We start from the raw sequence: 18,776 nt of genomic DNA, 5'->3' as shown, positions 1-18,776 counted from the left end.
GCCGAGTCCGTCACGCGAACTCAATCCTCCCTGAATGCCCGTTGGATTTGATCTGCCAGAGGTTTTACGAGGTAAGACAGCATTGTGCGGCTGCCGGTCGAGAAGAACACCTCGACAGGCATACCGGGCGACAAGGTCAGGCCCTTCAGCCTTGTAAGCTCTGTGCGCGGCAGGCTGACACGCACAGTATAGAAGCTCGCGCCGTTTCGCTCATCGATGCTGAGATCGGGGGAGATCTCACTGACGACACCATTCAGCTCAGGCGTTATCCGCTGGTTGAAGGCCGAAAGTCGCAACGTTGCGCTCTGCCTTGGCATCAGCTGATCGATGTCTTGCGGTGCCACACGCGCCTCGACCGTCAGATCGTCTGTCACAGGGACAATCTGCATGATGAGCTCTCCCGCGGATATGACGCCGCCGACCGTATGCACGCCAAGCTGATGGACCACGCCAGTTTGCGGGCTGCGTATATCGATACGCTTGAGCTGATCTTCGGCCGAGACCTTTTGCTCGACCAACTCGGCGAGCTTTGCCTGGACGTCACGGAGCTCGGTTGCCACCTCGCTGCGCAAATCCTGGCCGATCTGAATGATCTGCAAGCGGATTTCGGATGTATGGCCCTTCGATTGCGCGATTGCGGCAGTCAGCTTCCCATGTTCGCCTTCAAGCCGGACCGCGTCACGCTCAAGTGTCGTTATGCGATCGATTGAAACCAGCTTGCGTTCCCAGAGCTTGCGCATGCCGTCGAGCTCAAGCCCGATCAATTTGATTTCCTGGCTTTTAGCATACCTTTGCTCGCTCAAGCCGGCGACTTCTTCGGCGAGCTGAGCAATGCGCTCTCTCAACTGAGCCTTCTGGCCAGCGCGTGCCTGGCGACGAAATTCGAACAAGGACTGCTCGCCGGCCATCGCACGCCGGATCTCAGGATCGTCCTGCCGCGACGTCAGCGAAGATGGGAAGGCGATGGTGTCCGTGCCATCGCGCTCGGCTTCGAGGCGGGCCAGACGGGCCTCGAATTCGTCCAAGCTCTTGGTGACCATGGCTAAATCGGCCCGGGTCACGGTTTCATCGAGACGGATCAAAACCTGGCCCGCCTTCACGGCGTCGCCTTCTCGCACGAGGATCTGACCGACCACTCCACCCGTTGGATGCTGCACCTTTTTAACGCTGGAATCGACGACCAGCCTTCCCGAAGCAATGACGGCTCCAGAAAGCTCCGTGACCGCGGCCAGGCTTCCGGCCCCGCCAACCAGGAGCATGCAGACCGCGAGGCCGCCGAACAGATAGCGTCGAATGGTCCGGTCGATCGCCGATGCCGCGTGTTGCGTCATCAGTGTGTCGCCTCCTCAGGGCCGGAGACGACCTTCAGGGGAACGCCGCCCGAACGGGTTACCTTGCTCAAGACCTCATTCTTGGGGCCAAACGCCTGGACACGGCCGTTAGCCATGACGAGTACCTGATCCAGGCTTGCAAGCGCGCTCGGCCGATGGGCGACCACGACAGCAATGCCGCCTCGCGCCCGCACGCCCTCAATTGCCGCCGCCAGCGCGGCCTCCCCTTCGGAATCGAGGTTGGAATTGGGCTCGTCCAAGATAACGAGGAACGGATCGCCATAGAGTGCCCGTGCGAGCGCAACCCGCTGTCGCTGGCCCGCCGAAAGCGCCGACCCGGCCTCGCCGATCCGCGTTTCGTAGCCTTCCGGCAGATGGACGACAAGGTCATGAACGCCGGCCGCGCGCGCAGCCGCCAGTATCTTGTCCGAAGAGGCTTGAGGTTCGAAACGTGCGATGTTCTCGGCAATGGTGCCATCGAACAGTTGCACATCCTGCGGCAGATAGCCGACATGGTTGCCCAGCTCTTGCGGCAACCACTGGTCGAGCGTTGCTCCATCCAGCCTGACGGTCCCGCGGGCTGGAAGCCATATCCCGGCTATTGCTCGGACAAGCGATGATTTTCCGGACGCACTCGGTCCGACAATGCCAAGGCCGGCACCCCTTTCTAGCGCGAACCCGACATCCTGCACAACCACACGACGCTCGCCGGGTGGCGTGACACAGATGCTTTCTACCGCAAGAGCAGATACAGGTGCCGACAGCGAGACACTCGTGGCAATTTCAGGAAGCAGGGCCAAAAGCTGGCTCAGCCGGGTCCATGCCTGGCGAGCACTGACGAAACCCTTCCAATGGGCGATAGCCAGTTCGACCGGTGCGAGCGCCCGGCTCATCATAATCGAACTGGCGATCATAATACCGGCTGTCGCTTCTTGATGAATGACCAGATAGGCGCCGATCGCCAGTATACCCGACTGCAGCATCATGCGCAGGATCTTCGAGATCGTGCCGAGCGTCCCAGCCAGATCGCTGGCTCTTGCGTTCGTGTTGAGAAAGTCGGCGTTGACGCTTGACCAGCGCTCGGCGATGCGCGCGCCAAAGCCCATCGCCTGCAGAGCCTCTGCATTGCGACGCGTCGCCTCCGCAAGCGTATTGCGCGCTGCCGCCTGGCTGTTTGCCCTCTTCGCAGGCTCCCTGGTGCGAACTTCGGCAAGCACAGTCAGGCTAGAGAGAATGATAGCGCCTGCCAGCGCCGTCATGCCGATCCAGAGATGGAACAGGAAGCATATTGCCAGATACAGCGGCATCCAGGGCAGGTCGAAAAGCGCAGTCGGACCAGTGCTCGACAGAAACGAACGCACCTGGTCAAGATCCCGCAACGACTGAAGGCCGTCGCCTGGGAGCTTGGTGCGCAGGGGCAAATGCATAAGGGCGGCATAGACTTGCCCGCTCAATCGCGCATCCAAAGCCATCCCGATGCGCACAAGCAACCGCGACCGGATAAGCTCAAGAACGCCTTGGAAAATGAACAGCATGCCGGCAAATACGGCAAGCCCGACAAGCGTCGGCACACTGCGGCCGGGTACGACCCGATCATAGACCTGCAGCATGAAGAACGAGCCGGTCAGCGCCAGAACATTGACGACGCCGCTCATCAGGGCAATTCCAGCGAACGCGCGCCGGAAAGAAGCCAAAACCGCAGCGAGGGTTGTTCGTGGCGGCTCGGACGAATGGGAATGCGACATCGCCTTCACATCGGTTCAAGTTCAGTCCCGGGCGCAAAGATCGTGCCCGCAATCAGGCTTGGTTACGACATCTCCATACCGCAGCCAGCGTCAGGTTTTGCGCCTAGATATGCCAATCGTTCAGCGCGTATGCGTGGATGTAGTCGATCTGCATTTCCGCAGGTGTCGCAAGCCCGTCGGCGGGCGCTCCCGCGAGGCCACCAACCGCCAGATCGACCAGCATATACATGGGGTCGTGCATATCGGAAGGCGTTGCGGCACGAGCAACTTCGACGTCATCGAAATACCAGACGAGTTCGTCTTCTGTCCACAGCACTCCGTAAGTGTGGAACCCTTCGGTATCTGCGGCATAGGCCGTCGAGGACACTGTCGTATGAGTTCCCGTCTCGTTGGAGTGGCTTGTCAGAATGAGCTTGTTTGGATCCTGACCGAGCATTTCCACGACGTCCAGTTCCGGTGGCCAGGAGCCGTCAGCCGGGAGAAGCCAGAAGGCCGGCCATACACCTTGCTTTTCGGGCATGTCAGCCCGAATTTCGAAATAGCCGTAGGTTTGTGCGAAGGACTCATAGGTCGTCAGCAAACCTGACGTGTATTTGTAATCGTTTATGTAGGGCTGGATTGCCGCGGGAGCCCGGGCGGCGGTAATCGAGAGAACACCGTCCTCAACGCTGAACGGGCTGACGGAACGCGTCGGGGCATAGTTGGTATCGATATACCATTGAAGCTCCTTGTTGCTCGTGAGCGAGCTGCCGTTCGCGGCGCCCCACCAGAAGTTCGAGTCCCAGGTGCCGCTCGAGCCATTCCACAGGTCGAGCGTGTTGAACTCGTCCGAGAAGGTGAGTTCCAGATGCGACCTGTCTAGGGCCAGATCGAACTGGCCTGGGTTGAACTGGTCGATGGTCTTATTGGCGAAAACGAGAAACTCGTCATCGGACAGGTTAAGTCTGACGTTCGCCCCCGACTGGACCATGTTGGCGTGCACATCCTCGAAGGAGGTGAAGCCGAAGCTCCCGACGCGCGCGGTATCATCGGCGCCAAAGTCGAGGATCAGGTCACTGCCGTTGCCGGGGGTCACGACGAAAATGTCCGCACCGGATCCGCCCTTGAGAACGTCATCGCCCTGCAATCCGTCGAGCGTCTGTTGGCCGGAGCCGCCGGTAATGATGTTGTTTAGCTCGTTTCCGAAAGCATAGTGTTTGTCGCCGGTGACCGTCAGGTTCTCGAAATTCGCTGGGAGCTTGTAACTCATCCAGGTCGAGATGGTGTCGACACCCTCGTTGGGCAGCTCGACCGCCTTGTTTTTGGAGGAATACAGATAATAGATGTCATCGCCCTTGCCGCCGTACATCGTCACGGTGACGCTACCGTCGGCGTACATTGAGTCGTTGTAGATGCTGCCATAAAGTGTCGGGCCGGAATTCGTCGCCGAATACCACTTTACGGAGGATCCGCTGTAGGGGAGTGGAACACCCTTGGCGTTCAGTACGTTGGCCATTTTGGTCCTTTCTCCTCTTTCTCGCCTCGATATCGGGCCTAACACCTATTGAGAGCAAAAGGAGCCATTACCATTTAGCCTTCGAGTTTGGAGGGTTACCAAAAGCTTAATATTCAGCGGAGCCACTTGCCGCGGGGGCCGGCTCACCCCTTCAAGGGCACAAGGCGTGGCACCCGGCGCCTGCCGCTCTCCTTCGGCCGGTCGCAATCTTAGACGTATGGCCGTTGCGCACGACGCAAGCTTGTTGTCAGGTGCATGACGCGGTGCGTCAAATGCAGCTTTGGCGATGGCGGGCGCGCTGCATTGTTGATATTGTCCGCACGGAACAGGCGCGCAAATGACACCGGATTCAGAAAAGGCCGAGGCGGTCGAGCAGTTGCTTGATACACCTGACCTTGCAACCGCACTGGAAAGCGAACAGTTCAAAAAATTCCTTGACCAGGTGCCGATCGCCATTGCCGTTGCGAACCTGGCCGCTGAGGAGCGCGTAGTCTACGCCAACCCGGAATTCGAGAAACTGTCAGGCCTGACGGCCGCCAGGCTCACACGAGCAAACTGGGCAGCCCTTTTGGGCAAAGGCCTCCACGAGCAGAAGAACCGGCCACTTGCCGAGGCCGTGGTCGAGGAAACCGATTTTGTCGGCACCTACAGGCTGGAACGCAACGAGGATAAGCCGACGATCGTCGACGTTTATTCCAATGTGATCGAGGACGACAACGGCAAGATGTGCTTTCGGCTGGTGGCGCTGGTCGACGTATCGGCCCATGGCGAGGCGGGAGATGAGCGCTCGGTTGAGGAGCTTGTCAGCGAGAAAGACACACTGCTGCGCGAACTGCAGCACCGGGTGAAGAACAACCTACAGATGATCACCGCACTGATCCGGCTGGAAAGCCGCAACGCGACCGAGGCCGACCGGAGACGGTTTGAGCGGCTTGCCGGTCGCGTCGACGCTCTGGCGATCCTCTACCAGACGCTAACGGCCGACGAGCCGAAAGAGGAGGTCGATCTTGGCGTCTATCTCAGCCAGATCGCGTCCGCGGTGATGAGCTCGCATGCAGTCGAGGGGATCCGCCTGGATATGAAGGTGGATACATATCCCGTGTCAATAAACGTCGCCATGCCGGCGGGACTGGTCGTCAACGAATTGCTGACCAATTCACTAAAGCATGCGTTCCGGGGGCGCGACGGCGGCACGATAACACTGCACAGCGTCGTCGATGGCGACGGCTGCCGGGTTATAGTGGCGGACGACGGAATCGGCCTGCCGGAAGGCGAGACGTGGCCCAAGCCAGGCAAGCTCGGAGCGCTGATCGCGCGCTCGCTGACCGAGAACGCCAAGGCGCAGTTCGCAGTCGACTCTAGCGCCAGCAAAGGGACGAAGGTGACCATCATCTTCAAACGATCGGCGGCAGCAAGCTAAACGATTGCCGTCGAACATGGCAGGCTGGCGGCTGGCTTCATGTCGCGGCTTTGGGCAGGTGCCTGCAAATAGGCCCGGACGCGCCTCGCGGCCTGCTTCACATGGTCGAAATCTTCAATCGAAGAGCCGCCAGCTGCATTCCGCGGGAGAAGCAGGATGGAGTAAGCCGGGCGTTTCCCTCGCTTGGCTGGTCCAGCGTGACCGGCTTCAAGACAGCGGCAGGTAGCGCAGCGAATATTCTCCAATCAGCTCCATTGTTCGCCAACAAGACTGCTTGTTCGCGCAACACCATTTTTCCGGACTTACGCAGCCCGGGACCTGAGCGGAATTTACACCATTGCGGTCGATTGGCCGATGCTCGCCAAGCCTTGACAATTGTTCTATGCTCTCCTTGGCACGGCATGGTGGTGATTGCGACACGGAAGGCTGTTGTCCTGTGGGGGGTTCGATGTTCGAAGTCGTCGGAGACTGGCGGAAAACGGGCTCGAGAAGCTGGTTAGCCCTAAACACCCTTGGCTTGATCATCGCGCTGTCGGTGCTGTTTTTACCCGGACTGGAAAGCGCGAATGCACAGACGAACTGGACACTTGATCCAACCGCTTCGGTGCTCACCTACCAGTCGGTCAAGAAGAACACGATCGTTGAAACCAACAAGATCAGGAACATCGCCGGCACCCTTTCCTCGACGGGTGAGGCCAAAATCACATTCGACCTCAATTCAGTCGATACCGGCGTCGACCTTCGAAACGTCCGCATGCGGTTCCTTTTCTTCGAGACATTCAAGTATCCGGCCGCCGAACTGACCGCAAAAGTGGACCCTGCGGCGTTTGCCGATCTTGCGACGAAGCGAAGGATGAAGGCAGTGCTTCCATTCCGACTCAACCTGCACGGGGTCGACAAGGATCTCGAGGCCAATGTCGTCGTGACCTTGATCAGCGACAGCATGGTTTCCGTCGCTTCGGAAGCCCCCGTCGCCGTGCATGTCGAGGACTTCGGACTGCTGCCGAATGTCGACAAGCTGCAGCAGGCCGCCAATGTGGCCAACATTGTTCCGACCGCTTCGGTATCGTTCGATTTCGTGTTCAACGCCGATGGCAGCAAGCCCGCGGCCGTCCAGACCGTCGCGGCAAGCACCGCCGACGTCGGGCCCGTTGCCACCGATGCTGCGAAGGCGAACTTCAGCGACGAGGAGTGCCTCAACCGGTTCGAGGTGCTCTCTCGCACCGGAGCCATCTATTTTCGGCCGGCGAGCGCACGGCTCGACACCCAAAGCCGTCCGCTACTGGAGGAGGTCGTTGGCGTCGTCGGCAAGTGCCCGGGCCTGAAGGTGGAGGTTTCCGGCCACACCGACTCCGATGGGTCGTCCGCCGCCAACAAGCTCCTGTCGGAGCGGAGGGCCCAGGCCGTAGCTGACGCCATTGTTGCCGCAGGTATTGCTCGCACGCAGATCATGGCGATCGGTTATGGCGAGGAGCGGCCGGTTACTGGCAACGACACGCCGAAGAACAAGGCGCTCAATCGGCGGATAGAGTTTTCCGCCACCAAGCTCGTCAACTGAGGAAGGGCCTTTGTTCCGGCGGGGCTTCGATCTGATTGCTTGGTTTATTGGTGTCCTAGGCGCGATCGGGCTGGTGATGCTCTCGCTGTTGTTGACCTTGACGGCGGCCAACGCCGAACGTCGTGCTGCTCTGGTCCTTGGCAACTCCCAGTATCAGCATGCGCCGGCGCTGACCAACCCGGTACACGACGCGCAGGCTGTTGCCGAACGTCTCAAAAGCCTGGATTTTGAAGTCGTCTCCGGGTTCGATCTGACCAAATTGCAGACCCAGACGACCATTGCGCAGTTCGCAAAGCAGGTTCGCGGCGCCGACATTGCCCTTTTCTTTTACGCCGGCCACGGCTTGCAGGTTTCAGGCAGCAACTACCTGCTTCCGGTCGATGCCGCACTGGAAGACGAGACCTCGCTCGACTTCGAAGCGGTGCCGGTGGATTTCGTTTTGCGGCAAATGTCGCGCGAGACCAGCATAAGGCTGATTTTTCTCGACGCCTGTCGCGACAATCCCTTGGCCGAGGTGTTGGCAAAGACCGCAGGCGTCAAGGGAGCGAGAAGTGGCCTTGCCGAAATCCCGATCGAGAATGGCGGCACTGGCACGCTGGTCGCCTTTTCCACCAGTCCCAATCAGGTCGCCTATGACGGATCGAGCGAACACTCGCCGTTCACGTCGGCGCTGCTTGCCCATATCGGGGCCTCGAACGTCTCCATCACCGACGCAATGAACAGGGTTACCGCCGACGTGTTCAAAGCAACGGCCGGCAAACAGCGCCCGTGGATCAATGTCTCGCTCACCACCGAGGTCGTGCTGCACAAGGTGGATCTGAACGCGCCACTGATCGTCGGTGAGGCGACCGCTCCGCAACAACCGCAAGGCGCCTCGGGCGGGCGCAACGCCGCCGCAAATCCGTCTGGGGCTGACGATGCCCAGCTTGCGCTCAATGTGCTGCGTCAGAAAATCCCGAGACTGGCTTCGGACGAGCCGATCTTTTTCGACCAACCTGTCGATTTCGGAGATCCAGCAATCGACGGCAAGAGTATCGCCGAGCTGATCACAGGCAAACCACTCTTCACTCCCGTGGAAGGGCTCGACAAGGCGGTGTGGGAGGGCAAGCACTGCAACGGCTGTCATGAGTGGAATGAGGATCGGCTATGCGAACAGGCGAAAAATTTCGCCGCCAACGATGTCTCCGTTCTACGCCTGCAACATCCGCTTGGGACACGCTTCAAGGTGGCGCTGGCCAAATGGGCGCAAGGCGGCTGCAAGTGAGATCTGGGCCCTTCGGTTCGAAAACCCTGGTCAAACAAGACCATGGAGCTGCGTCTATTGGAATGGTTCGGGTCTAATACGCATCAGCCGATTGGCGCTGCGCCTCGATCTCGGCCAACTGCAGGCCCATTTCGACAAAGGCGGAGAGAACGGCAAAGCGGTCCGCCAGTGCGACGCGCGCCAGCCCTGCTAGAACACCGGCATTGACTGCATGGGCGGCAGGATGTCGCTGGAAGGCCGTTGGCGCGGCTGCGCCGACGACAGATCCGGCAACGCCAAAACCATTGTCACGCCATTCCGCAGCCAAGGCAATCCAGGCGCCCGGCGTAGCCGGCGGGGTTGCCGCAGCCTCGCTTACTGCGGCGCGGTGGCGGGGACTGTCCGGTTCGCTGACCCAGTCGCGAACAAGCGCGAGCAGCTCTTGATCTGTCTTATCGAGCAGCTCGCTCAGATGCCCCAGGCATTCATGGGCCCACCAGACCGCAGCCCGATCAGGAAGCAGGTAGGCACAAAACGTGATCGCCTCTTCGGGAATGGGCCCGGCGAGGAGATCGCGGCAAAACTCGATCGAACGCTGCTCGGTTGGAAGGGCTCTCATGTCTCTGGCGACAGCGGGACAAGCCACAAAAAGATCCCGTGCCGTTTTGAATCGGAGCCCATTGGCCATGACGCCACGCCTTCATCGAGGACCAGTCGGTACTCAAGCCCCCGGCGTGGCGCCGGTCAAGTCTCAACTCGTGGGGACGGGAGATCGGCCGACACAGCCAGGCTCGGCGTTTATTGACAGACAAACGCGTGGGAATGTGGTATATTCACGGTTGGTAATATCGGATGCTCAACAGGAGTAACCGCTATGCGGTGGGCCAGTTCACCCTTGGTGTTGGCGGTCGTGGCTTTCTCGACCCATGTTTCCGCCGACCCTGTCCAGAAATCAGAAGACATCGTCAAGTTTTTTGCTGGCGCGGCCGACCTCGGCAAGTCTCGGGGGATTTGTGTCGGCACGGAGGAGCAGTGTAAGAGCAAGACCAAGGCAAAAGAGGGGCCGGCCGACAAATCCAGTCTCGACATGCTGATCAATTTCGGGCTGGATTCGGCCGAACTCGACTCGACCGCACGCGCTGAACTCGAGGAGTATGCCAAGGCCCTGAAGGACAGCCGGATCAGTACTTTCCACTTCGTCGTCGAAGGCTACACCGACGCTTCCGGTCCGGCGCACTACAATGAGCGGCTGTCGCAGCGACGAGCGCAATCGGTGACGTCCTTCCTCACATCCAGTGGCATCGAGGCTGACCGCATCAACGCGATCGGGTTGGGCGAAGCGCATCCGCGTAGCCCGAATCCATACGACGCCGTCAACCGCCGCGTGGAAATGCGTATAAAGGCCGAGTAGCGTACGGATGCCGCCTGAAACTGTGCAGCAGTGCGTCAGGAACTGAGTGGCAAGCGCAGCGGCAGTCAGGCGAATAGGCTTGGAACGACCCCGGTCAGTTCTTGAGCACGCCGCCCACCACCACACCGGAGCCGAAGAGCAACGCCTTGGTCAGGAAGTCGTTATCCTTGGGCGGCGGAGGATCGTCCCGCCGCCCCACGGTCTTGCGGAAGCGCCGTTTCTGAACGACCTGCTGTTGTTTGCGGGGTTTCTGCGCCACCGGCCGCTGGGTGCGGACCTTCTGCGCAACCTGCTTTTTCGGCTGAGTCGTACGGGCTTCATCGGCAATATATCCGGCACGCACGGCTTCCATCGTCGGATCTGTCCGAACCACGAGGAATGCAAGTTGCTCGCGCGGCAGATAGGTGGTCGGCGGAAGACCATTCTTGGCTTGCCAGATGCCGATCGCCGGGCGGGTCTGCGGACCTATGTTTCCGTCGATGCGGCCAAGTTCGTTGCCCAACCCCTCGATGCGCAGTTGCAGGTCGATGCGGCTTTGGCGGTCAAGACCGTGTCAATTCGGTGCCCGCTGTTTGCTTACCTGGTCCGAAACGCCGACCGATGTGCGCACCGCAGAATCCGAGCTGGCATTCGCCTGGTCCTCATCGCGCGCCGCGATCTGTTAGTTTTGGGCTTTGGGCGTGTTCAACTTATCGATGCTCAGCCGCGCCACAGTGGCGAAGCGACCGTTCGGAAACTGGTCGATAATGAGCATGAACCCAACGATGGGGTGGTGCTGACCAATGCCCGAAATTCGAATATCGGCGGGCTGGCCGCCTTCGCGACGGGCATCGTGTCGTTTCTTTCGCCCTGCATGCTGCCGCTGGTGCCGGGCTATGTTTCGTATGTCGCCGGTCGACGCAAGGGATGCGGCGCCGGTTGGAAGGCCCGCTTATCGGCGGCGGGATCGAGCCTCTATTTCGTGCGCGATTGTACCGCTTGAGTATCCGTCGTCGCTACTCTATATGATGCGTGATGATTGATGCGCACCAAGGAGGGCGATATGAGAACGACACTGGCGATCGATGACGACGTCCTGGTCGCGGCCAAGGCCATGGCCCGGCAGCAGGATCGCAGCCTCGGCGAGGTCATCACCGATCTCGCCCGGCGCTCGCTGCGCCGCCCGCAAGCCGGCGGCGAGCGCAACGGGATACCTCTGCTGTCGCCTCGGCCGGATGCACCTCCTGTCACGCTTGAGACGGTCAATGCCTTGCGTGACGAGTTGCTGTGACCTTCCTGCTCGACGTCAATGTGCTGATCGCGCTGATCGATCCTGGCCATGTCGCCCATGACGACGCCCATGGCTGGTTCGAAGTGACCGGTCATGCCGCATGGGCTACCTGCCCCATTACCGAAAACGGCGTCTTGCGCATCGTCGGAAACCAAAAATATCCTAATTGTCCCGGTTCGCCCGCCGTCGTTGCGCAAATCGTCACCAAGTTGCGAGCCCTGCACGGGCACAGCTTCTGGTCCGACGATGTGAGCCTGGTTGGCTCCGGCGACATCGATGCGGCGAAAATCCTGACCTCGGCACAGGTCACCGATACCTATCTTCTTGCGCTCGCCAAGGCGCATGGCGGCCAACTTGCGAGCTTTGACCGCAAGCTGTCGGGGGCGGCGGTGAAGGCCGGGAAGACTACACTGCACTTGATCCCCACAAGGTAGACCGCGGGGCTCTTTCTGTCAGGGTACATACCGGCAAAGGATCAGCCGTTGGTGGCCTTAGCCGGCGTGAAGGACAGCTTCTTCGAGGCGGAGATCTTGGTGGTCGCGCCCGTCGAGGGGTTGCGGCCCTCGCGTTCAGGTGTTTCCTTCACCTTGAACTTGTCGAAACTGGGCAGGCTCGGCTCAGCACCGCCATCGGCCGCATCAGCGATGAATTCTCTCGGTGCCGGACGCTTCTACTCGAAAATAGCCGGCCATTCTTGCAGAACGTGACGAATACAACCGCCGTGGCGTAAGTGATCTTGGCCACGGTTCGATAGTGCGCAGACCAGAAAAACATCTGCTAACAAGGTCGAAGTATAGCACTCGTTGGACGGAAAACCGTCGTCTGCGTGCACCGAAGCGGTCACGATTTGCCGCGCCATGCACAGGTTCAAAGCGCATTCTGAACAGAACTCAGCATCGCCGTGATCGCCTGTTTGTACTTTGCGAACTCGGGCGACGTCTGCCGGACCTCCGTGGTGGTCGTCGTCTGCTGGCCCGCCGTGGTTGTGGCTGGGCTCAGCTTGCGACCCATCTTTCTTTCGGCCCAGTCCGCGACATAGCTGGCGGTCTTGCCCGTCAGAAAGGGATTGGCCTGAATGACGGCTGACCCGAGCACGGCGCTCAATTGCGCGGAACCCGATGCCGACAGCACCTGATGCGCGCCCTCCATGCCGAGAAAGTGGCAGAGATAGAGCCGGCCGGCTGTGATCTGGTGGCCGCGCGCCCGAAGATAGGCTTCGCCTTCTCGCGCCAGATTGCGAACCATCTCGCGCGAGATCGTGGCGTCATATCGCAGGGCGAGCAGGTCGGCAGTCGAGAGTGTGCGTGCAAGTTCGGGGCGGTAAGTGTTCATCATCCGGATCCAGGTCTTTGTGATGAATTGGCCGGCGCCGGTCGCTGAAGAATTTGGGTTCTTGGCACGGGCGCTGCCGCCACTTTCGACATGAACGATACGGTCGGTGAGCGTTTCCACGGCGGAAAGATCCGAAGCGACCGCGGTAACCGTGCCCAGTGGGTCGATCGCCGCGCCATTCTGATAGAGTTCGAAATGCAAATGCGGTCCGGTCGAAAGGCCGGTGGTGCCGATATAGCCAATGATGTCGCCAGCCTTCACCTTGCTGCCGACGCCGCCCTCGATTGCGAATTTCTGCATATGCGCATAGCGCGTCTCGCGCCCGCTTCCGTGCGAAATCTTGACTAGATTGCCGTAGCCGCCCCCATCGCCCTGGAAGCTGATTTCGCCATCGAAGGCGGCTGCGATCGGCGTGCCGACCGGCGCCGCCCAGTCGACGCCCTTGTGGATGCGAACGGTGCCTAGAATTGGATGCTTGCGCGGCCCGAAGGTCGAGGTCAAGACCCCGTTGACCGGTGTGACCATGCCATTGGTGACCGTCAGCGAACGGACCTGATCGTCGCCTGTCACGCATGCAAATTGGCCATCACCCTGCTGGAAGACGAAACAGTCGAGACTTTTTGTCGTGCCCTGGACACCAACATACAGCACGCGGCCGGCGCCTTCGTCCTTGCCGCGCGGCGTCTGAGAATAGATCAGCACAAGACGCTGGTCCTCGCTTGCAAAGGCATCCAGATCCTGTCCTCTCGACAGATACATGATGGCTTCGCCGATCACGCCGGTTGGAACGCTGTTGCGTGCCGCAGTCGAGTAGATCGCGTCGAGCAGACGATACTGCCTTTTGTGGCCGCCTTCTGCCGGCGCGCCCGAGTAGTTGAACAGGTCTTCGCGTACCCAAGGGTCAACGCCCGATACCAACACGCCCGCGGCATTACGCGTCAGCGTACCGACAAAGACGTTCTTGGCGTAGATCGACACCTGCATGAGGGACATCGTTGTCGTCTCGCGGTTGGGCCGGTATCCACGCATGGCCACGACATAGCCCGGTTCCAGGCCGTCCCGGCCGAAGAGGGCCTTCAGCGCCTCGCCTGCCTGCTTGGCGTCGTCGGCGGAGAAATGTGCATCGAGCGCAACGCTATCCAGACTGCGATCGTTGAGGATCTTCACGAACGTGTCTTCCGTCGCCTCAAACCGCTGATATTCGTTCGTCACAGTTGCGACGCTGGTGTTGTTTTCGATCTGGGTCTTCTGGAATGCGGGAAGGGCTGCGTCGCCTGCATCGATTGTTTCACCCCAGCCGGCTTCGGGATCGTCGGTGTCGGCCTGTTGATCCGAAGCCGGCGCGGGCTCACCCGCGCCAGGAGATGGCTCAAGATCGTTCTGCAGATCGCTGGAGGGCGCGGGGGCGGTCTTTCGTTGCGCCTGGAAGAATGCAAAATCCTCCTGCGTCGACGGTATCGTCGTCATGAATTTTTCGCTGGCGCTAAGCATGACGTCGGACAGGATCTCGATCTGTGGCGAAACCCCTGCCGGGTCGAGTTCTGCCGGACGCGGAATCACGCGGCCTTTCGTTGCTGCGCCGTTATCGGGTGCGAGCGTGATCCACATAGGGTCCCCCGCCAGGCCGATAATCGCAGGCACATAGACAGATGCATCGGCCGGCACATCATCGGCTCCTTCTACCGCGCGCAACTCCTCGTCTTCGTCGCCAAATGACCAATAGTCCGCGGTGAGGTAGAAGCCGACGGCGATCGAACAGAGGAAAATCAAGGCCAAGCCTGCAATGAGCCGGCGCCAAAGTGCGCGCCGGCGAAGGGCGGCGCGCGCCTGCCTTTTCTCCTTGAAGCTGGTGTCGATAGCGTGCGTCACGGACTGCTTCCGGTCAGGAAAAACGTCCACCGCACCTGTTCAAGCGTATCGACTTCAACAAATCGCGCGGCGATATGGCCGCGATGCCAGCATTCGTCGATGCCGCGTATCGAGAAACGTCGCCGCTCAATGCACATTTCGGTCGATCCGGTCAGGATCGCATGGCCGAAAACGTCAGTGGCGTAGAGGTAGATGTAGCGGTTCGTCAGTTCCTCGCGGATGACGTTCACGCACTGATTTGCGCCGATGGTCCACCAGCCATCGGTCTGGTCGGCATTATCGACCTCCTGGCCGACGGCGAGGTTGACGACGTCGAGCGTCTGATTGCACACCGTGAATTCGGCGCGCGCTTCGTTGCATGAGAGCACGGCCAGCAACGCGGCGGCCGAAACGACCGCAAGCCTCATGCGACCCCTCGAGGCAAGCAAGGTCCGAAGCCGACCACGCTGCTTTACGGGCAGGTCAGACGACGAGCGGGGCAGACGCGAGCTACGTGGTTCCATCGGACGCCCATGCTACCCGCCGAGCCGGAAATACTTGGCACTGGCCGAGAACTTGGATCCGTTGGCCTCGATTTCCTCGAGAATTTTGGGCAACAGCTGCGAGGCTGGCATTGGCGTGGAGAACGCAGCCGCCTGGATATCCTGGGGTCCGGTGATCACCATGATGATCTGCGGCACGGCCTTGCCTGCAGCCCTGTCGGCGGCGCCGAGACCGATCGGGATGCTGAAGGTGGCCTTGTCCGATTGAACGACCATGCGGTCATCGAGGTTGAACATCATGCCTTTGTGGTCGATCAGCAGCACGCTGGAAATGAGCCCGCCACGCGTCACCAGCGTACCGCTGATCGGCGTACCATTTGGCACCGATGTTCGATCGAGAACAAGCTGCGGCTTGTCGCCAGCAGCCTGCCCCAGAAAGCGCAGGAAGTTGGTGACTTCGCACTGGCTCGGCTCAATGAGGCGCACGTTGATGTCCGGCTCAACGTGGAACTTTGCCTGGAAATCAGCCAGCATCTGCTCGAATGGCTGGACCGCGGTTCCAAATCCTTCGATGGCAGCGGTCTTATCGGTTATCGACGTCACGGCGGCGTAGAAACAGTCGCCACCGCTGAAGTCGCGAACCCACGAGACACGCTGCGCTATATCGTCGATCACCGGAGGAACTTCCGGCTTGGGCACGTTCAAGGCGACCGTGGCCTGGTCTGGCTGTCTGGCGGCCGGCTGGTCGGCCTGCTGGTCCTTTGCGCTCATCGCATCTGCCTGGCCTGCAGCCGGCTCGGGACAGGGCGCGGCCGATTTCGCCTCCGCCGGCTGGTTTGCCTGTCGTTCAGGCTTTTGGCTCACCGCGACATCGGGCTGGGGGGCCGGCGGCGTTAAAGCTTTTTCGGCTGGTGGAGCGATTGGAGCGATCTTGCCAAGCGGGGGAGGCGTTTTCGGGCTGTCGCCGGCCGCGATGTCGGGCTGAACTGCCGGCGACATTTTTTCGGCCGGCGGCTGTGCCGCGCTTGCTGACGATTTCGGTGTTTCCCTGGCTTGCAGGGGGATCTTGGCGGGCTCTGCCGGCTGCGGCTTTTGGCTGTCGGCGACGTCGGGCTGCGGCGCTGGCGGCGTTGACGTTTTTTCGGCTGGCGTTGGAGCTGGAACGAGCTTGTCAGGCGGCGGAAGCGTTGTCGGGCTGGCGTTGGCAGCGGTATCGGGCTGAATTGCCGGCGCTACGTTTTCGGCCGGCGGCAGCACTGTGCTAGCTGATGGCTTCGGGGCTTCCCCGGTTTGTCGGAGTATCTTGGGCGACTCTGGCGGTTGCGGCTTTTGAGGCGCAGCCGCCTCTGCCTGATTTTTAGTTGGCGATGCGGTGGTCTGCGTTCGCGGCTGCGCGGGTGGAGCTAGCTCTGGCGGCTTAGGAGCGTTCGCAACATTATCCGTCGCGACCGGCTTTGATGCCTCTGGTGCGGGCTCAGATGGTTCTGGGGCGGACAGCGATGTCGTGCCGGCGCTCGGCGTGGTAGGCGTCATAAAACCGCTAATATAGAGGCCGGCACCCGCGGCGAGAGACAGCGTCGCGAAGGCAGAAATCGCGATGGTTCGGGTCTTTGTGGATTTTCCAGGCCCGCCACGTGCGACCGCGCGTGGCGGGCTGGCGACTGCTGAAGGCCGCGGTTCCGACAGCAGCGCAGGACGGACATGTGGGACGAAGCGCTGCCCACCGGAAGCTGCCGTCACAGGCGCGTTGCGCCCCAAATCATAGGAAGGCTGGGCCTTGGGCTCAGGCGCAAGGGTTTGCCCCGCTCGTGGCAAACCCGGCCGATTGCGGGTCGGGATGAACGTTGGTGGCGTTGTGCCTTCGTCCTCGTCACGCGTCATTCTGGCGATTTCCGCCATGCTCGCCGGGCGGTCTCGCGGATCCGGCTGTAGCATGGCTTCAACAATGCCACGAAAATCGTCGTCGATGTCGGACAGGTCGGGCACAGTCCGGCGCTTTTCGATGATCTCGAATTGGGACCCGCTCATGTCGATCGGCTTGCCGCGCAGAACGGCAACCAGCACCAGCCCCAGGCTGTAGATGTCGGATTGCTCGCTGACATCGCCGCTGTACAGCCCAAGCTGTTCGGGCGAAACGTAGTTGTACTTTCCCGCGAATTTTCCGCCGATCAGGGTCCCCCCGCCGACGGTCGCCGATCGCGCAATACCGAAATCGATGATCTTGGCCTGGTCGACCCTACCCCCTGGCAAGATGATGTTATCGGGCGAGAGGTCGCGGTGAATTGCTCCCGCTTGATGCACGGCGCTCAGACCCGACGTGAGGCGATGGCAGAGCTTGCGTACCTCTTCAGTCGGCATCGGGCCACATCGCATGATGTCGTACAGCGACTCGCCGTCGACAAATTCCATGGCAAGGTAGGGACGGCCGATGCCTGGATCGATGGTGAAGACGTGATATCGCACGACCGCATCATGCGACAGGTGATTGAGGATTGACGCTTCCTTGCGGAACAGGGACAAGATCGTCGGGTCGCGGGCAAATTCGGGCAGGACGATCTTGATCGCGACGTGGTCGCCAGTCTGGATGTTGTGGCCACGGTAGACCTCGCCCATGCCACCGAATGCGATCCTCTCGTCAAGTTCGTAGATGCCGCTGAGCTGCGTGCCGACGGCTGTGTTGGCCAGCTGCGGCGATATTCGCGTCTTGTCGTCGGCGCTCATCAGCCTCAACCCTCCGCTCTGGACAGATCAGGGTAGGGGGGGTGTCCGTTGTGCCCGTTTGCGAACTTCACCAGCACAATGGTGACATTGTCTGTTCCGCCCCGCGCCAGCACCATTTGCAGCAGATTTTCGCAAGCCGCCTGAGGCGTCGCAGACACCACCACGGCCCCGATCTCGGCGTCGGTCAAATGCGCCGTCAGCCCATCTGTGCACAACACGAAGATGTCTCCCGGCATAATTTCGCCTTGCTGGAAATCGATGACGATTTCGTCGCTGACGCCGACCGCATGCGTGATGACATTGCGGCGCGGCCAGGTGAGCGCCTCGGCTGCGCTGATCATGCCGCGATCGAGAAGTTCCTGAACTTCGGTGTGGTCCCTCGAGATCTGCGAGATCGAGGCATTACGGACCAGATAAACCCGGCTGTCGCCTGCCCACAGGCAGGCAAATCGCCCATCCATCGCCAACAGGGCGGCAACGGTGGAGCCGATGGTTATGCCGCGAGATTCGGAGATCCTGCGGATCTCGGCGTTGGCGCGGCTCAGCCTGTCTTCGAAGCGCGCACGAAGATCCGGGGCGGAACTGGCAATGCCGATCGTGGCCAGATGATCGACAATGCTGGCTGAAGCGACCTCTCCGGCTTCATGTCCACCCATTCCGTCGGCCACCACCCACAGGCCGGTTCGTGGCTCGACTAGATAGTTGTCTTCATTGTGCTCACGGACACAGCCATTGTGGCTCACGCCGAAGCTTTCAAAGGAAAGGGCGACATCGCTCACCTTGCCACCAAGCGCTTCTTAAAGCGTCCTCTGCGGCGCACCTTCAGGCGCTCGCTGCTGCCACTTTGCCACAGGCTGGAATATTAAAGTATCGAAATTTAGCTTTGAGCCCGTGACGCG

General features: G+C 60.6%; 16 protein-coding genes and 1 pseudogene. 7 read left to right on the top strand and 10 right to left on the bottom strand.

Annotated elements, in window-relative coordinates:
• Positions 1-20: 20 nt before the first annotated feature.
• The 3 genes from NKI47_RS19655 to eglC all read right to left on the bottom strand — a co-directional run bounded on the left by NKI47_RS19655 (position 21) and on the right by eglC (position 4,571).
• Positions 21-1,331, bottom strand: a complete 1,311-nt coding sequence (locus NKI47_RS19655) for an HlyD family type I secretion periplasmic adaptor subunit (RefSeq protein ID WP_352592847.1) — start codon at positions 1,329-1,331, stop codon at positions 21-23.
• Positions 1,331-3,076, bottom strand: a complete 1,746-nt coding sequence (locus tag NKI47_RS19650) for a type I secretion system permease/ATPase (protein WP_352592844.1) — start codon at positions 3,074-3,076, stop codon at positions 1,331-1,333. The genes NKI47_RS19655 and NKI47_RS19650 overlap by 1 nt, the downstream gene beginning before the upstream one ends.
• A gap of 103 nt (positions 3,077-3,179) precedes the next feature.
• Positions 3,180-4,571 (bottom strand): endo-1,3-1,4-beta-glycanase EglC, encoded by a 1,392-nt coding sequence (gene eglC / locus NKI47_RS19645; protein ID WP_352592841.1) that lies wholly within the window; start codon positions 4,569-4,571, stop codon positions 3,180-3,182.
• A gap of 337 nt (positions 4,572-4,908) precedes the next feature.
• On the opposite strand from eglC, the gene NKI47_RS19640 reads away from it, so the two are divergent.
• From NKI47_RS19640 to NKI47_RS19630, 3 genes are all read left to right on the top strand, one after another.
• On the top strand, positions 4,909-5,991 hold the full coding sequence (locus NKI47_RS19640) for a histidine kinase dimerization/phosphoacceptor domain -containing protein (protein WP_352592838.1): 1,083 nt from the start codon (positions 4,909-4,911) through the stop codon (positions 5,989-5,991).
• A gap of 448 nt (positions 5,992-6,439) precedes the next feature.
• Positions 6,440-7,549, top strand: a complete 1,110-nt coding sequence (locus NKI47_RS19635) for an OmpA family protein (protein ID WP_352592835.1) — start codon at positions 6,440-6,442, stop codon at positions 7,547-7,549.
• A 10-nt stretch (positions 7,550-7,559) separates the two neighbouring features.
• Positions 7,560-8,813 carry a caspase family protein gene (locus tag NKI47_RS19630; RefSeq protein WP_352592832.1) on the top strand — a complete coding sequence of 418 codons (1,254 nt, stop codon included), beginning with the start codon at positions 7,560-7,562 and terminating at the stop codon, positions 8,811-8,813.
• A 73-nt stretch (positions 8,814-8,886) separates the two neighbouring features.
• Here the strand turns inward: NKI47_RS19630 and NKI47_RS19625 are convergent, their stop codons facing one another.
• Positions 8,887-9,480, bottom strand: a complete 594-nt coding sequence (locus NKI47_RS19625) for a DUF6931 family protein (RefSeq protein ID WP_352592830.1) — start codon at positions 9,478-9,480, stop codon at positions 8,887-8,889.
• A 186-nt stretch (positions 9,481-9,666) separates the two neighbouring features.
• On the opposite strand from NKI47_RS19625, the gene NKI47_RS19620 reads away from it, so the two are divergent.
• Positions 9,667-10,203 carry an OmpA family protein gene (locus NKI47_RS19620; RefSeq protein WP_352592829.1) on the top strand — a complete coding sequence of 179 codons (537 nt, stop codon included), beginning with the start codon at positions 9,667-9,669 and terminating at the stop codon, positions 10,201-10,203.
• Positions 10,204-10,297: 94 nt separating this feature from the next.
• Here the strand turns inward: NKI47_RS19620 and NKI47_RS35170 are convergent, their stop codons facing one another.
• Positions 10,298-10,705: a hypothetical protein gene (locus tag NKI47_RS35170; protein WP_352904511.1), complete on the bottom strand. Its 408-nt coding sequence runs from the start codon at positions 10,703-10,705 to the stop codon at positions 10,298-10,300.
• Here NKI47_RS35170 and NKI47_RS35165 point away from each other — a divergent pair.
• Genes NKI47_RS35165 through NKI47_RS19595 form a run of 3 tightly spaced genes read left to right on the top strand, consistent with a single transcriptional unit; the run spans position 10,589 to position 11,907 of the window.
• On the top strand, positions 10,589-11,185 hold the full coding sequence (locus NKI47_RS35165) for a cytochrome c biogenesis CcdA family protein (RefSeq protein WP_502898058.1): 597 nt from the start codon (positions 10,589-10,591) through the stop codon (positions 11,183-11,185). The genes NKI47_RS35170 and NKI47_RS35165 overlap by 117 nt on opposite strands.
• Before the next feature lie 60 nt (positions 11,186-11,245).
• Positions 11,246-11,473 (top strand): CopG family transcriptional regulator, encoded by a 228-nt coding sequence (locus NKI47_RS19600; protein WP_352458399.1) that lies wholly within the window; start codon positions 11,246-11,248, stop codon positions 11,471-11,473.
• Positions 11,470-11,907 carry a TA system VapC family ribonuclease toxin gene (locus tag NKI47_RS19595; RefSeq protein WP_352592825.1) on the top strand — a complete coding sequence of 146 codons (438 nt, stop codon included), beginning with the start codon at positions 11,470-11,472 and terminating at the stop codon, positions 11,905-11,907. Before NKI47_RS19600 ends, NKI47_RS19595 begins: the two co-directional genes overlap by 4 nt.
• A gap of 41 nt (positions 11,908-11,948) precedes the next feature.
• Here the strand turns inward: NKI47_RS19595 and NKI47_RS19590 are convergent.
• From NKI47_RS19590 to NKI47_RS19570, 5 genes and pseudogenes are all read right to left on the bottom strand, one after another.
• Positions 11,949-12,119 (bottom strand): annotated as a pseudogene (locus tag NKI47_RS19590) (HU family DNA-binding protein); the annotation flags it as partial.
• 221 nt (positions 12,120-12,340) lie between these two features.
• Positions 12,341-14,674, bottom strand: coding sequence for a M23 family metallopeptidase (locus tag NKI47_RS19585; protein WP_352592822.1), 2,334 nt, complete (start codon positions 14,672-14,674; stop codon positions 12,341-12,343).
• Positions 14,671-15,081, bottom strand: a complete 411-nt coding sequence (locus NKI47_RS19580) for a DUF1036 domain-containing protein (RefSeq protein WP_352592819.1) — start codon at positions 15,079-15,081, stop codon at positions 14,671-14,673. Before NKI47_RS19580 ends, NKI47_RS19585 begins: the two co-directional genes overlap by 4 nt.
• Before the next feature lie 108 nt (positions 15,082-15,189).
• Positions 15,190-17,877 carry a serine/threonine-protein kinase gene (locus NKI47_RS19575; RefSeq protein ID WP_352592816.1) on the bottom strand — a complete coding sequence of 896 codons (2,688 nt, stop codon included), beginning with the start codon at positions 17,875-17,877 and terminating at the stop codon, positions 15,190-15,192.
• A gap of 5 nt (positions 17,878-17,882) precedes the next feature.
• The gene (locus NKI47_RS19570) at positions 17,883-18,656 is read right to left on the bottom strand and encodes a PP2C family protein-serine/threonine phosphatase (RefSeq protein WP_352452799.1); all 774 of its coding nucleotides are present in this window, start codon (positions 18,654-18,656) and stop codon (positions 17,883-17,885) included.
• Between the last annotated feature and the right edge of the window lie 120 nt (positions 18,657-18,776).

Origin of the sequence: Mesorhizobium sp. M0633 (genome assembly GCF_040320645.1) — a bacterium.
Taxonomy (GTDB): domain Bacteria; phylum Pseudomonadota; class Alphaproteobacteria; order Rhizobiales; family Rhizobiaceae; genus Mesorhizobium.
The sequence above is the reverse complement of the archived record's forward strand: the minus strand, read 5'-3'. Positions and strand labels throughout refer to the sequence as shown.

Bases quoted from the DNA above. Each gene is read 5' to 3' on its own strand.
- NKI47_RS19655 (WP_352592847.1), bottom strand. From the start codon at position 1,331: ATGACGCAACACGCGGCATCGGCGATCGACCGGACCATTCGACGCTAT.
- NKI47_RS19650 (WP_352592844.1), bottom strand. From the start codon at position 3,076: ATGTCGCATTCCCATTCGTCCGAGCCGCCACGAACAACCCTCGCTGCG.
- eglC (WP_352592841.1), bottom strand. From the start codon at position 4,571: ATGGCCAACGTACTGAACGCCAAGGGTGTTCCACTCCCCTACAGCGGA.
- NKI47_RS19640 (WP_352592838.1), top strand. From the start codon at position 4,909: ATGACACCGGATTCAGAAAAGGCCGAGGCGGTCGAGCAGTTGCTTGAT.
- NKI47_RS19635 (WP_352592835.1), top strand. From the start codon at position 6,440: ATGTTCGAAGTCGTCGGAGACTGGCGGAAAACGGGCTCGAGAAGCTGG.
- NKI47_RS19625 (WP_352592830.1), bottom strand. From the start codon at position 9,480: ATGGCCAATGGGCTCCGATTCAAAACGGCACGGGATCTTTTTGTGGCT.
- NKI47_RS19620 (WP_352592829.1), top strand. From the start codon at position 9,667: ATGCGGTGGGCCAGTTCACCCTTGGTGTTGGCGGTCGTGGCTTTCTCG.
- NKI47_RS19600 (WP_352458399.1), top strand. From the start codon at position 11,246: ATGAGAACGACACTGGCGATCGATGACGACGTCCTGGTCGCGGCCAAG.
- NKI47_RS19580 (WP_352592819.1), bottom strand. From the start codon at position 15,081: ATGAGGCTTGCGGTCGTTTCGGCCGCCGCGTTGCTGGCCGTGCTCTCA.
- NKI47_RS19575 (WP_352592816.1), bottom strand. From the start codon at position 17,877: ATGAGCGCCGACGACAAGACGCGAATATCGCCGCAGCTGGCCAACACA.